Here is a 12,928-nt window from a genome sequence, read left to right as displayed (position 1 = left end):
CGTCTAAATATTATGACCAAACCCGTACTTGTTAGTTTTAAACTCTGCCCTTTTGTCCAACGCTCCGTAATCAATCTTTTAGAGAAAAAGGTCGATTATGATATCAAATACGTTGATCTTGCCAACAAACCAGATTGGTTTTTAAAAATCTCTCCCTTTGGTAAGGTTCCCGTCTTACAAGTAGGAGACGATGTTATTTTTGAATCCGCTGTCATCAATGAATATCTAGATGAAACCAATGCACCTGCCCTTCATCCGAGTGACCCCATCCAAAAAGCCAAACACCGCTCTTGGACAGAATTTGCCAGTGCCCTTCTTGTCGACCAATACGGCTGGACTATGGCCAAGGAAAAAGCCGACTCCGATAAAAAACGGGGAGAACTAATTTCTAAATTCAAAATTTTGGAAGCCACACTTCCCACTCCTTCCGGAAACCAACTCTATTTTGCAGGCTCTCAGATGCATTTAGTCGACACCGCCTTTGCTCCTTTCTTTATGCGCCAACAATTCTTGGCTGACCATAACTCTGATTTTTATCTACTCGGTGATTTTCCCAAGATTCAAAAATGGAGTGAAACTCTACTTTCACTGCCTTCGGTAAAGAATTCTGTTTTACCGGAAGTGCCTAAAGAATATATTGAATTTATCAAAGCCCACCATTCCTGGATGGGAGGAATACTATAGGATGACAATCCCTGAGATCCAAAAGAAAATTGAAGAGGGCCTTCCTGGCTCCAAAGTGGAAATTTTAGATCCCTATCGGGACGGAGTACATATCAAAGCCGTGGTGACCTTTTCCGGATTTTCAGGCAAAGGTCTCATTGAGCAACACCGAATGGTGTATGCCACTTTGAAAGATGAATTAAAAGAAGAAATCCATGCTTTGGCATTGGAAACTAGGAGTGAATAACCATGGAACAAGAGTTAAAGGATAAAATCGAATCCTTAATCAAATCGGAAAACGTATTTTTATTTATGAAAGGTACGCCGGAAATGCCACAATGCGGATTCTCTGCAGGTGTTGTGACCACACTCAAACAACTAGGAATTCCTTTTGGGTCCTTTAATGTTCTTTCAGATATGAAAATACGAGAAGGAATCAAAGAATACACCAACTGGCCCACCATTCCCCAACTTTACGTTAAGGGTGAATTTGTCGGTGGTCATGACATCACCATCCAAATGGCCCAGTCGGGTGAATTGACTAAAAAAGCAGGTTAATAATCAATGGTTCGCCTCTACCAATATGATACGTGCCCCTACTGCCAACGAGTGATTCGCGCTGCGGAATCTCTAGGCCTTGTCGCAGGGAAAGACATAGAATACGTAGAGGCTTTTCAAGGGACTCCCGGTCGGGCCGAAGTGGTTCGACTTGGAGGACAATCCCAAGTCCCATTTCTTGTGGATGGATCGGTTCATATGTATGAATCAGCAGACATTATCGCCTACCTAAGATCTAAATATTCTTAAATTCCTATTCGATTGCCGACCTGAGTCTCGGAAATCGCAGACTTTCTTTTTCGATTTAGCTTTCAGTCCTTGAATCAAAAAATATCTCTAATTTTTAAATTTTAAAATCTTTAAGACATTCCGTCGGTAAGTCCAACGATCAATCAAACCCGAGTAAATCCAAAATTTTATCACCCACAAACCTTGGTTTGCCGGAATATGGAAATTCATGGATGTATAAGACTGGATTAAAGTTAATTTCTAAAATGGCATAAGTTTTTGGGTCTGGTTTCGATTCGATTTGGGATGATATGATATCAATTCCGCAAATGACAGCACCTGCTGCTTTTGCCGCAGAAAGCGCGATGGATTTGAATTCCGGATGCACGAGATCGGTAACATCAAGTGAATCCCCTCCCGTAGAAATATTCGAATTCTTTCTCAGGAAAATCTGTTTTCCGGACGTTGGGATTGATTCAAAATTCAGTCCCTGATCTTTGAGAATGGCAGCTTCCACCTCGGACATTTGAATTTTTTCAAGGGCCGTTTTATGACCTTCCCCGCGTCTCGGGTCGTCATTCTTTTTTTGAATCAGTTGCCTAATGGAACTTTTTCCATCACCCACCACATTGGCTGGCACCCGATTACAAACGGCGATCACTTCGTCACCTAATACCAAAAAACGATATTCAGGGCCTTCAATAAACTCTTCAATGATGATGGAGTTCGAAAGTCCCAGTGCAATTTTTACAAAGGATTCAAATTTTTCGATTTTGTCACCAGGATCAGAGATTCCAATCCCAAGACCAAAATTTGTGGTCACTGGTTTGATTACTTTCTTTTTGTCTAAAAAGAATTCATAATCAGCCATTGCCTCTTCTAACGCAGAATAATTTCTTCCGATAGGAACTCGGATTTCCTTTTCATCTAACACCAATTTGGAGGCAATTTTATTTTCCATCACAAGGTAAGTCATAAGACTATCTAGGCGGGTTTTACTTGCTTCTTTTACAAATTCAAAATGATTACCTTGTTTTAGACGAAGGAAGTTTTCCTTCCGATCTACCATCGCAACTTCGATTCCCCGGGCCAAGGCATCGCGAATGATGATTTGCGTAGAGATTTCTAAATCCTCAAATCCGAGAGGTAAAGCTTTTGTCTCTGGCACTGCGATTAGGTTCCGCTACAAAGTTTTAAGGGTTTGATTTGGATTGGCTTTTGGTTTTTTTTCAGATGACTGCCTTCCAAAGTTTCTATCTTTTGTTGTTCATAAATGGACTGAACACTTAGGTCTTCGTAATATTTGATTTTGTTTGGTGGAAGTGGGTATTGGAGTAATTCTTCCTTATGAGATTTGGCGAGAGTGAGCCCAAATTCACGGAAACTAGATTTGTGAATTTCTAAATCCAATTCAGACATCTCAGAACCCAAATGACTCGGATCATCCCATTTTTCCCATTGGGCTTCCCAGGCTTTGCTAAAAGGCCCGCTCGCATCATTTTCATCTAATAGATCGGCTATGGGTTGGATCTCCACAAAGAGTTGGTGAATCATATCCCGAAGAGGCATCTCTTCCCCTAAAAATTTAATCTTTATATCTTCCTTTCTTCCAAACCAAGTGGTGACTTCTTGGTTTTTTCTCCAATCTGCCATCTCCACCAAATCAGATTTAGGTGATTCGTTCAACATACAATAGAGTAGAACCATATGGATAAAATATAGGCGGTTTTCTTCGACTCCAATCGCAGAGAATGGATCCAAATCCAAAAGTCGAATTTCTAAATATTCCACTCCTCGTTCCACAAGGGCATCCACCACTCGTTCCTCACCTTTCGGAACTTGTTTGGGTCGAACGAGAGAGTAGTATTCGTTTTCCAATTGTAAGATATGATCATTCAATTGGTTCGTCGATTTCCCATTATACTGTTTGTAGGTGGCATAGGGTTTCGAAACCACTTGGCACATTCCATAAGCATATTCTTCGAGTGAATTTACAGATATGGGATACTTACCTTGCACTTTGCTAGTATAACCAATACCAGACAAACGAAGGGTCGTGGCATAAGGTGCCTTCAGTGTTTTCGAATCCAATTTCTGGATTTGTTTTGTTGGTTCCGTAAAGGTAACATCGGTTAAACTAGAAGATCCAAATAAATACAAAAGCGCGGGTGAGATCCGGTAAAAATTACGAATGGTATCAAAATAAATCTGTGATTTTGTAGCAGGGCTTAAAGGTTTTTTGAACCTCTTTTCAGAAACAATGGATAACATACAGGTATCAAAGGAAATATTGTAATGTACTCCTGAGATGGTTTGCATCTTCTTTCCATAACGATGTCCGAGTCCATTGCGATAGATGATTTTTTTTCTTCCTTCGCTCGAGGTTCCGTAATTGGCCACTTCGATTTTATTGTCCCCAGGTAAAACTGGTGGCATGCTGAAGGGCCATAAATATTCCGAATCCAACTGACCCGCCGTAAACGCATGTAACTCAGTGAGTTCTTTTAGCGCATCCGGAATGGACTTATGGATATTGGTGGCATATTCAATTTGAGCTTCGGCAAAATCGGTTTTAATCAATGGATGGGTGAGACTAGATCCCAAGGCTTTTGGATGGGGTTTTGTGGAAATTTGGGATTTCCCATCCACCCTTACACTTTCTCGTTCTAATCCATGTTTGGCGCTGAGTAAACAAACTCTATATTCTTCTGATAGTAAATTACGTGTAGAATTCTTTTTTGTTGATGTTAATAACTTTGATTTCATGGTTTAAAAACCTAAAGGGACTCCTTCCCCTTTGGGATCAGACACACCGATCAAGCGGTCGCCCTCTCTCGTAACGGCAAATACTTTAGCACGATGCCTAATATATTGGACTTGATAAAATGGTAAATCCGACTGGGGATAACTCTCTTTTATTTCAGGATCTAAAAAAATCCGATCGGGCCGGAATTGGTGGTGGATCCTTGGGTAGGAGACACTTTCATAAAGGTCCTGTTTTTGGATCAAATACCGATAGAGGGTATTAAAAATGGAAGTGGGGATTTGGGAACCACCGGGAGCCCCGATCACCATTTTCGTTTTCCCAAAAGCATCCAGAAGGATACTCGGACTCATACTCGAAAGAGGAGTTTTCCCAGGTTCAATAGCATTGGCTTTCGATCCAACAAGGCCGTAAAGATTCGGAACCCCGGGGGCCACGGCAAAGTCGTCCATGGTATTGTTCAGTACAAGTCCCGTTCCTGGAACCATCTCTGCCCCACCAAAGATCCCATTGACTGACTGGGTTGTCGAAACAGCATTTCCATCTTTATCTAAAATGGAAATATGAGTGGTATTATAGGATTCCGGTTTCTTTTCTTCTTCCTTTACCGCAGGCCAACTTCCAGAGACTACCTTCTTTTCAATTTCATTCGTTTCTTCTTTGGCATAAGTTTGGGACAAAAGTTTGGTTACAGGAACCGTTGTAAAAAGTGGATCACCACCAAGTTCCGCACGATCCCGATAGGAAACTCGCATAGCTTCCGTAATGCGAATGATTTCACCCACATCCCCTTTCGGAAAAGTATTTCGTTTTTGCATTTCCGAATACAAATTCATCATTGTGACAAGGTGTACGCCAGAGCTCGGAGGTGGCATGGTGAAAATGGTATGACCCCAAACAGAACTGACCAAGGGATCACTGGTTTTGACTTGGTAGGTTTTAAAGTCCTCTGTTGTGATAAAATCCTGAAACTCAGAATAATATCCCGAAACCAATCGAACCGTCTCCCCATCCAAAAATTCATTCTCTGGATTTTCAATGATACGCTCTAAGGTTTTTGCCAAATCCTCTTGGATGAGAAGTTCCCCTTCTCTGATGGCCCGGTTGTCGATCCCAAATACCTTCTGCATGGCCGGGTTCATTTGTGGCCAGGTTTTGGATATGGCAGTCGCGAGATCTCCATATACGGAATATCCATTTCTCGCATAACGAAGTGCTGGTGCTATGATTGCGTTTAACGGAAGTTTTCCATGTTGTTTCTGGATTTGTAAAATCCCTTGTACAGTTCCTGGAACCCCAGCACTATAAGGACCTTTTAAAGTTTTATCAGGAATGACAGATCCGTCTTCATTTACGTAAAAAGAAGCGGTTCCTTTTTTCGGAGAACGTTCCCGAAAGTCATAAGCCCACTTACCCTTCGATGGCAAATACACTACGGCAAACCCACCCCCGAAAAGACTAGTGGAATGAGGTCGAAGGACGGAGATGGCAAAACTTGCCGCAGAAAATACATCCACCACATTCCCCCCTTGTTTCCAAACTTCCATTCCGGCTTGGGAGGCAAGAGGATGGTCGGAGGAGATGATGATTTCCCGTCCAGAAAATTCATAACGATCGCGTTTGCTTTTGGCACCTTCAATTTGAGGGACGGAGCCAAACTCCGTGATCTTTGAGGTAAAGGAATCTCGAAAGAAGGGAATCGACTCACAACTGTTAAAGGAAAATAACAGAACTAGTAAAATACTAGTTCGGAAATTGAATTTCAATCGAAGATCCCCATTTGCATTTTGGCTTCTTCACTGGCCATCGCGCGAGGTTCCCATTTGGGATTCCATACTACATGCACAACAGCCTCACTGATTCCATCCACACGAAGGGCATGGTTTTCAATGTCTTGTTTCATTTGTGGACCGGCCGGGCAGGCAAGAGAAGTGTAGGTCATGGTGATGTCCGCCTTTTCCCCTTCCACTTTGATATCATAAATCAAACCCAGTTCGATCAGTGAGATTCCAATTTCTGGATCCTCTACCATACGGACACTATGGAATACTTCCCATTCTTTCTCTGTTTCAGGATCACGAATCATCTCATTTCCTCACTCAATTTCACTAAGGTTTGCCAAGGCAAAAGTCCACAACGATAACGACCAGGATGTGTTCGAAGAGTTCTAAAAAAGGATATCTCTTCTGGATCTTGAAACAAGTCAGAATCCACCCCATCCAAAAAATTTTTCCGCTCTTGCAGATAAGACTGATAGTTTTTCCACTGCAGTGCGGTTTTATTTCGAAAAAGAAGTCCTGCGGCGGCAGAACAAATAGAACAGGACTCACCACCGAGTCCTAAAATTTCCAAGGATTGGTTTTTATCGATATGATAGTAGATAAGAATTTCATCACCACAAAGAGGATTTAAACCCTTCACTACTTTGTGGTCTACCGATGGTTTTTCCCAAACCGCAAAGGATTTCCAACGAAGGAAATCTTCAAAGTTACTTTCTTGCGACACGACCGAATATTGATTTTACTTTATCAATGGAATGGACGAGTGCATCGATATCTTCTTTTGTATTGTAGAGATAAAACGAAGCACGACAAGTTCCCGGAATCGACAATTGTTTCATCAGTGGTTGGCAACAGTGGTGACCCACTCGAATTGCGACACCTTCTTCATCTAAAATAGAGCCGACATCATGAGGATGGATTCCGTCCATAGTGAATGATACCACCCCACCCCTTTTGTCCAAATCCTCCGTTCCATAAATCTGAAGACCACCAATTCGATTCAATCGTTCCAACGCATATTCAACTAACATACGTTCGTGTTCTTTGATATTTTTCATCCCGACTTTTTGTAAATAATCCAAAGCATGACTAAATCCAATGACTCCAGCAATGTTGGGAGTACCGGCTTCGAGTTTGGCAGGAAGGGCCGCATAAGTAGAACTTTCTAATTCCACTGATTCAATCATATCCCCACCACCAAGCCAAGGAGGCATGGCTTCTAGAATTTCTTCCTTTCCAAAAAGAACTCCCACTCCTGTGGGTCCAAGCATCTTGTGACTGGAAAATGCATAAAAGTCTACATCCATATCTACCAAATGGATCGGCATATGGCAAGCGGCTTGCGCTCCATCAACTAAGATCTTTGCTCCTACTTGGCGGACTCGGTCAATAATCTTTGTTAGGTCGTGAATGGTTCCTGTCACATTGGACATTTGGCTAATCGCTACCAGTTTCGTTCGTTTGGTAATGATTTCATTTAAGTTCGATAAATCGTAAGTGGTGTCCGCTTTGATCGGAATGAATTTTAAGAAGGCTTTTTTTTCTAAGGCCAACATCTGCCAAGGCACCAAATTGGAATGGTGTTCCTGAACTGATAAAACAATTTCATCCCCTTCACTGATATTGGTTCTACCCCAGGCTTGAGCCACTAAGTTGATGGCATCTGTAGTTCCACGAGTAAAGATAATGGCTTTGGCACATTGTGCCTGAAAAAAATGAGAGGTTTTGATTCTTGTACGTTCAAACATCTCTGTTGCATGTTGAGAAAGGTAATACACTCCCCTGTGAATATTGGCGTTGTCGTTCGCATAATATTCGCTAGTGGCATCAATCACAGACTGCGGTTTTTGAGAGGAGGCACCATTGTCTAAGTACACAAGTGGCTTTCCATTTGGCAAAATCCGAGATAATATCGGGAAGTCCTTTCGAATTTGGTAAGGATCTAAACTCATACCGCCTCCAAATCCACTTCCAAATCTTCCCCAACCACACGAACGGGAAAGATCACAAGTGGTTCGGTTGCCGGTAAGGCCAAAACCTTTCCACTACGAATATCAAATTTTGCAAAATGTCTAGGACAAGTAATGACAGAACCTTCTAATTTTCCGCAAGAGATTTCTTCCCCATCATGGGTACAAGAATCTTCGAAAGCAAAATAGTCTCCTTCGACGCGGGTCACAACCACATTGAAGTTACGAGTTTTGACAACGACAAGACTACCTTCTGCTACTTCTGAAACGGAGATCAATTTTTTAAAGGCCACTACTTGCCTCCCACAAGAATCTCTTTGATTCTAGATTCCAAAGACAATTTCACTTCTTCCGAAAATCCAATGGAGTGGATGGTCTCTCCATAAAATGCAGTCACAAGTAAGGACTTGGATTCTGCAGGCGTTAGGCCGCGAGAGAGAAGGTAAAAATACTGTTCTTCATCAATATCACCCACAGTGGCGCCATGGGTGCAAGATACATCTTCCGCCAGAACTTCCAATTTTGGATTGGCTTCCGCTCTAGCTTTTTTATTCAAAGAAAGATTGAAAGATTCTTGGTGGGCAGTCACCTTTTTTAAGTTTGGTGGGATAATCAAATTCCCTGTAAAGATATGATGAGACTTATCTGTAACTATGGCTTTATAAGTGATTTTACTTGTGGTATGGTCCGCATGGTGGTACATTCCCATATCCAAATCTTTTAGATTTCGTCCGCCAAGGGCCGAAACACCATCCACAATGACATCAGCACCTTTACCAAGCAAGTGGGCATGTAAAAACAGTTTAGAACGAAACCCACCTATTGGATAAAGATGGTATTTCACATGGGAATCGGAACGAGAAAGAATACAAACATTGCGAAACCGGTATAAATCTAAATCGCTGGTTTCCTTGTCCAAAATTTCTAAGTAGGAAGAATCTTCTGCAATATAAAAGTCAAGTGATGACGACATATGAAGCACTTCTGTTTCATGGATACTTTCCATTCTCACTTGGGTTTTCGCAGTTCGTCCCGATTTCAAATAGAAGATACGAACTGAAAATTTAGGTTCATCACCCAACTCTTCAAAATCAAACTCACTTTCTCCTTCTTCTAAGAGAAAAAATTCGATATAAGGTGCCGCAATCAAACTTAAAATAGCAAAATAATCTTTAGGAGTAAACTTTACGATATCAGCGAGGATTCCGTTTATGGTTTCTTCTGGTAACGAGTGTTCGCTTTCCCATTCCCCTTTAGTTTCCGTAGAAATGGATTTGGGATCAAACTGTAATTCTTTCCAATCCACAGATCCAATGGGAAATTTTCTCCAAGCCTCATTTGTGTCAGCCGGGATTGTTAGTTCATTCCAAACTTCGAGCAGAGATTTACGAAACACTTCGGTTCGTTCTTTTGAGAGAACAAAACGATTGCGTGTGAGTGAAGAATTCATTTGACTCCTTCTCTCTCCAAAATCCAGTCATAACCGACTTCTTCTAATTTTAAGGAAAGGTCTTTGCCACCGGTTTCTAGAATCCGACCATCAGCAAACACGTGTACAAAATCAGGAACAATATAATTCAACATCCGTTGGTAGTGAGTGATGAGTAAAATCGAACGTTCTGGATTTCTATTGGAATTAATTCCTTCCGATACAATTCGTAAAGCATCAATATCAAGCCCAGAATCGGTTTCATCCAAAATAGAAAGAACCGGCTTTAATAAACTCATTTGTAAAATTTCAGCACGTTTTTTTTCACCACCAGAAAACCCATCGTTCACATAACGGCCAATAAACGACTGAGGAACATCCAAAAGATCCATGGATTGTTTTAGTTCCGCTTTGAATTCTTTCACCGGAACATCCTTTCCTCTATGTGCTTTGAGGATGGATTTTAGAAAGTTTCCAATCGTAACTCCCGGAAGTGCTGTGGGATACTGGAAGGACAAAAAGAGTCCGAGTCTTGCCCTTTCATCTGTGGATTTATTTAAAATGGATTCGCCTCGAAAGAGGATATCTCCCGAGGTAATGGTATATTTTGGATGGCCAAGAATTACGTTGGAAAGAGTACTCTTTCCCGATCCATTGGGGCCCATAATGGCGTGAACTTCACCAGCCCCGATGGTCAGATTGACCCCTCGGAGGATCGTTTTGTCCCCTACATTAGCGTGTAGAGATTTAATTTCGAGAATAGCGGACAAGGTGGTTTCCTGTTTTGTATATATTTAGAATGATTCTATATTTTAGACGAATCCCTTCTACCAGGAAAATGCACCACTCAAAAAAAACAAGATTCTATTCCGACCAACCTACCTGTGCGATGAGGATCTTTCCGTCCATCAGAGAGAAGGTAAAAATCACATACTGGTTTTGGTTGGAAATATCATACAATGGGTAGGTCACCCCCCATTTTTTGCGGAACCGCTCCGACTCCTCTTTGTGTTTCAGAAAGTATGGTTTCCAAGCGTAGTTGTTGCCAATTTGGCGAGAACGTTCCAAATACCCACCATTCAGCCGATCCAAGTCGTAAGTAGGAGTGATTTGATACCCTTCTGCATCACAAACAAAGACCTTTAAGATCTCTCTTGGTAAGGAACCCAGGATTTGACCGAAACGATAAGAAAAGTCCTCTTCTTTGGCATCGGAAAGTTCATAGAAAAGGTCTTGGAGTTGGTCAATGATTCTCTGTTCCCGAACTCCCTTTTCCCGAAGTTCCCGAGAGCGGACACCGGAGAAGTTTTCTAAAACAGTTTTCATTTTATCAGAGAAAGTATTGCGATTGAGAAAATGAGGATTCGGAGTCGAAAAGTAGAATCCTTGTAAGAGATTGGCTCCCATAGAAAGGGCCAGGTTCACCTCTTCTTCGGTTTCAATCCCTTCAAAAAGAAGTTGGCTTCCGAGCTTTTGGGACATTTCAGAAATGGCTCCGAGAACTTGTTTGAAAGAATTTTTATTCAAACTCTCTCTCATGATCCGAATGTCGACCTTCATGATATCGGGATGTAAATAACCGATTCTCTCTAAATTAGAAAATCCAGTTCCCAAATCATCGATGGCAATTTTCAGTCCATAATCCCGAAAGATCTGAACGATTTGGATGAGGCGGTCGATGGATCCGTCAAACTCATCTTCTGTAATTTCGATGACTACTTGGTTGCGATCAATTCCATACTTTTCGATGAGTTGGATGATGTGGAAGTTTTCGGCAAATAAATCGGTATGATGCACCCTGGAGAGGAAGTTCGGCATCATATTGAAAAAGAGTTTGGTGCGAAGAGAACTTTCCTTTAGTGTCTGGACTGCCTTTTCCCTAAGGATGCGGTCAATATTATAAACTGGAACTGGATCCTGATCCCGATTGTGGAAAAGACTCCCGAGAGACTCATAAGTGTTTTCCTTAGGATTGAACTGCCGGCCCAATACTTCGTAAGCAGAAATGGAGCGATTGATGGCGTTGACTATGGGTTGGAAATGAGGGACAAAATATGTCTCGTTCCAAAACTGGTTTCCTTCCGTTGATTCCGTTGTGAACATGGTTCCCTTTCGTCCACCTTAGAACTAAGTTCAAAACTGACAAGTCAAAATCCCTAAATTTGAGACAATACCAAGGAATTTTGACTTAATTTTGACCTAAATATGTCAATTTATCCTAAATTGTATACCCATCCGGAACGGCCGTATGACGAGGAACCACGATAATTCCCTCCCGAATCCGCACATATTCATCCTCGTATTCTTGGAGGTTCTGTTCGTTTAACAGCCGAACGTTGGCACCGATCGCGCAGTCTTTGTCGACAATTGTCCGTCGTATTTCGCAGTTAGGCCCGATCCCAATGGGAATCTTTCCCGACTTCCGATCAAAGTATCCGTAATGATCGAGGCCCATAATGATGGAGTCGTAGATTTTAGTTCCCGAATCAATGAGTTGGCGCACCCCAATGATAGACCGGTGCACCTCACATTGGTTTAGAATGGTTCCTTCCGAAATCAGAGCTTGGTTGACCACCGCCTGATTGATCTTAGACGGAGGTAGAGCCCGTGCCCTGGTGTAGATTGGAGTTTTTTCTAAGTAGAGATTGAACTTGGGGATATGATCGGTTAACATCAAATTGGCTTCGTAAAATGCTTTGATGGTTCCAATATCTTCCCAATAACCATCGTAAGTATAAGCCTTTACCTTTCGTTCACGGATGGCCTTGGGGAGGATCTCCTTTCCAAAGTCAGCCATACTGCGATCTTCCAATACATCGATCAGAGTGGAGGTATTGAAAATATAAATTCCCATATTGGCAAGAAAGGATCCATTCTGTGTCCGACAGGATTCTACTTGAGAGATCTCTTGTGGTTTCTCAATGAACTCTTGGATGAACCCACCCACTCCCGCTTTCACAATCCCTAGCCCATAGACTTGGTCTTCGGGAATGGCATTGGTTGCCACAGAGATTTCTGTTTCGGGATCCATAAGATGGCTTTGCATAAAATCAGAAAGGTCCATATTGTAAAGTTGGTCCCCCGAAAGGATAAGAACATATTTGGGTTTTTGTTCTCGGATATAAGGAAGGACTTTTCTTACCGCGTCGGCAGTACCTTCAAACCAATTGGCACTGGATACCGTTTGTTCCGCGGCAATGATTTCGACAAAACTCTTTTGGTGGATATTGTTACTCGCGTAAGTTCGGTTGATATGACGGTTTAGCGAATAGGAGTTAAACTGGGTGAGGATGAATATCTTTTCAAAACCACTGTTAAGCGAATTGGAAATGGGAATGTCGATGAGTCGGTATTTTCCTCCGAAACTTACGGCAGGTTTGGATCTTTTTTCTGTTAGGGGTAATAAACGAGTTCCTTTCCCTCCACCCAAAATGATAGTCAATACTTCATCTTTTTTGAGTATGAAGTCGACACAATCAATGGAGTCTTCTAAAAAACGCATACCTTCCCTTGTATTCGAATTTGACGAAAAAGC

Annotated in this window: 15 protein-coding genes; 4 read left to right on the top strand and 11 right to left on the bottom strand. The window is 41.9% G+C overall.

Going from position 1 to position 12,928, the window contains the following annotated elements; translation table 11 throughout:
- Nucleotides 1-12: 12 nt before the first annotated feature.
- From JWG41_RS02185 to JWG41_RS02170, 4 genes are read left to right on the top strand one after another with little or no spacing between them, the layout of a single operon-like run.
- Entirely contained in the window at nt 13-684 is a 672-nt protein-coding gene (locus JWG41_RS02185) for a glutathione S-transferase family protein (RefSeq protein ID WP_205268324.1), read from the top strand.
- 1 nt (nt 685) lies between these two features.
- Nucleotides 686-910 (top strand): BolA/IbaG family iron-sulfur metabolism protein, encoded by a 225-nt coding sequence (locus JWG41_RS02180; RefSeq protein ID WP_205268323.1) that lies wholly within the window; start codon nt 686-688, stop codon nt 908-910.
- Between the two features lie 2 nt (nt 911-912).
- Nucleotides 913-1,221, top strand: a complete 309-nt coding sequence (gene grxD / locus JWG41_RS02175; protein WP_205268322.1) for a Grx4 family monothiol glutaredoxin — start codon at nt 913-915, stop codon at nt 1,219-1,221.
- A 6-nt stretch (nt 1,222-1,227) separates the two neighbouring features.
- Complete coding sequence (locus JWG41_RS02170) at nt 1,228-1,470, top strand: glutathione S-transferase N-terminal domain-containing protein (RefSeq protein ID WP_205268321.1); 243 nt, start codon at nt 1,228-1,230, stop codon at nt 1,468-1,470.
- 139 nt (nt 1,471-1,609) lie between these two features.
- Here JWG41_RS02170 and gshAB read toward each other — a convergent pair whose 3' ends face one another.
- From gshAB to JWG41_RS02115, 11 genes are all read right to left on the bottom strand, one after another.
- Nucleotides 1,610-2,617 carry a bifunctional glutamate--cysteine ligase GshA/glutathione synthetase GshB gene (gene gshAB / locus JWG41_RS02165; RefSeq protein WP_205268320.1) on the bottom strand — a complete coding sequence of 336 codons (1,008 nt, stop codon included), beginning with the start codon at nt 2,615-2,617 and terminating at the stop codon, nt 1,610-1,612.
- A gap of 5 nt (nt 2,618-2,622) precedes the next feature.
- Nucleotides 2,623-4,215, bottom strand: coding sequence for a glutamate--cysteine ligase (gene gshA, locus JWG41_RS02160; RefSeq protein WP_205268319.1), 1,593 nt, complete (start codon nt 4,213-4,215; stop codon nt 2,623-2,625).
- A 3-nt stretch (nt 4,216-4,218) separates the two neighbouring features.
- The gene (gene ggt, locus JWG41_RS02155; RefSeq protein ID WP_205268318.1) at nt 4,219-5,979 is read right to left on the bottom strand and encodes a gamma-glutamyltransferase; all 1,761 of its coding nucleotides are present in this window, start codon (nt 5,977-5,979) and stop codon (nt 4,219-4,221) included.
- Nucleotides 5,976-6,299 carry a metal-sulfur cluster assembly factor gene (locus tag JWG41_RS02150; protein WP_015679894.1) on the bottom strand — a complete coding sequence of 108 codons (324 nt, stop codon included), beginning with the start codon at nt 6,297-6,299 and terminating at the stop codon, nt 5,976-5,978. The genes ggt and JWG41_RS02150 overlap by 4 nt, the downstream gene beginning before the upstream one ends.
- Entirely contained in the window at nt 6,296-6,718 is a 423-nt protein-coding gene (locus JWG41_RS02145) for an iron-sulfur cluster assembly scaffold protein (protein WP_205268317.1), read from the bottom strand. Before JWG41_RS02145 ends, JWG41_RS02150 begins: the two co-directional genes overlap by 4 nt.
- Nucleotides 6,702-7,946 (bottom strand): cysteine desulfurase, encoded by a 1,245-nt coding sequence (locus JWG41_RS02140; RefSeq protein ID WP_205268316.1) that lies wholly within the window; start codon nt 7,944-7,946, stop codon nt 6,702-6,704. Before JWG41_RS02140 ends, JWG41_RS02145 begins: the two co-directional genes overlap by 17 nt.
- Nucleotides 7,943-8,257, bottom strand: coding sequence for a Rieske (2Fe-2S) protein (locus JWG41_RS02135; RefSeq protein ID WP_205268315.1), 315 nt, complete (start codon nt 8,255-8,257; stop codon nt 7,943-7,945). The genes JWG41_RS02140 and JWG41_RS02135 overlap by 4 nt, the downstream gene beginning before the upstream one ends.
- A complete protein-coding gene (locus tag JWG41_RS02130) occupies nt 8,257-9,414 on the bottom strand; it encodes a SufD family Fe-S cluster assembly protein (RefSeq protein ID WP_205268314.1) in 1,158 nt (385 codons plus the stop codon). The genes JWG41_RS02135 and JWG41_RS02130 overlap by 1 nt, the downstream gene beginning before the upstream one ends.
- The gene (gene sufC, locus JWG41_RS02125; protein ID WP_205268313.1) at nt 9,411-10,163 is read right to left on the bottom strand and encodes a Fe-S cluster assembly ATPase SufC; all 753 of its coding nucleotides are present in this window, start codon (nt 10,161-10,163) and stop codon (nt 9,411-9,413) included. The genes JWG41_RS02130 and sufC overlap by 4 nt, the downstream gene beginning before the upstream one ends.
- Before the next feature lie 94 nt (nt 10,164-10,257).
- Nucleotides 10,258-11,496, bottom strand: a complete 1,239-nt coding sequence (locus tag JWG41_RS02120; RefSeq protein WP_205268312.1) for an EAL domain-containing protein — start codon at nt 11,494-11,496, stop codon at nt 10,258-10,260.
- Between the two features lie 115 nt (nt 11,497-11,611).
- Nucleotides 11,612-12,895 (bottom strand): sugar phosphate nucleotidyltransferase, encoded by a 1,284-nt coding sequence (locus tag JWG41_RS02115; protein ID WP_205268311.1) that lies wholly within the window; start codon nt 12,893-12,895, stop codon nt 11,612-11,614.
- Nucleotides 12,896-12,928 lie beyond the last annotated feature (33 nt).

This window comes from Leptospira chreensis, from assembly GCF_016919165.1.
In the GTDB taxonomy this organism is placed as follows: domain Bacteria; phylum Spirochaetota; class Leptospiria; order Leptospirales; family Leptospiraceae; genus Leptospira_A; species Leptospira_A chreensis.
This window is presented reverse-complemented; position numbering and strand designations above follow the sequence as displayed.

What these genes read in the sequence shown, in the direction of transcription:
- JWG41_RS02170 (WP_205268321.1), top strand. Translation starts at nt 1,228, where the DNA reads ATGGTTCGCCTCTACCAATATGATACGTGCCCCTACTGCCAACGAGTG.
- grxD (WP_205268322.1), top strand. Translation starts at nt 913, where the DNA reads ATGGAACAAGAGTTAAAGGATAAAATCGAATCCTTAATCAAATCGGAA.
- JWG41_RS02115 (WP_205268311.1), bottom strand. Translation starts at nt 12,895, where the DNA reads ATGCGTTTTTTAGAAGACTCCATTGATTGTGTCGACTTCATACTCAAA.
- JWG41_RS02130 (WP_205268314.1), bottom strand. Translation starts at nt 9,414, where the DNA reads ATGAATTCTTCACTCACACGCAATCGTTTTGTTCTCTCAAAAGAACGA.
- JWG41_RS02140 (WP_205268316.1), bottom strand. Translation starts at nt 7,946, where the DNA reads ATGAGTTTAGATCCTTACCAAATTCGAAAGGACTTCCCGATATTATCT.
- JWG41_RS02185 (WP_205268324.1), top strand. Translation starts at nt 13, where the DNA reads ATGACCAAACCCGTACTTGTTAGTTTTAAACTCTGCCCTTTTGTCCAA.
- JWG41_RS02150 (WP_015679894.1), bottom strand. Translation starts at nt 6,299, where the DNA reads ATGATTCGTGATCCTGAAACAGAGAAAGAATGGGAAGTATTCCATAGT.
- JWG41_RS02180 (WP_205268323.1), top strand. Translation starts at nt 686, where the DNA reads ATGACAATCCCTGAGATCCAAAAGAAAATTGAAGAGGGCCTTCCTGGC.
- gshA (WP_205268319.1), bottom strand. Translation starts at nt 4,215, where the DNA reads ATGAAATCAAAGTTATTAACATCAACAAAAAAGAATTCTACACGTAAT.
- JWG41_RS02120 (WP_205268312.1), bottom strand. Translation starts at nt 11,496, where the DNA reads ATGTTCACAACGGAATCAACGGAAGGAAACCAGTTTTGGAACGAGACA.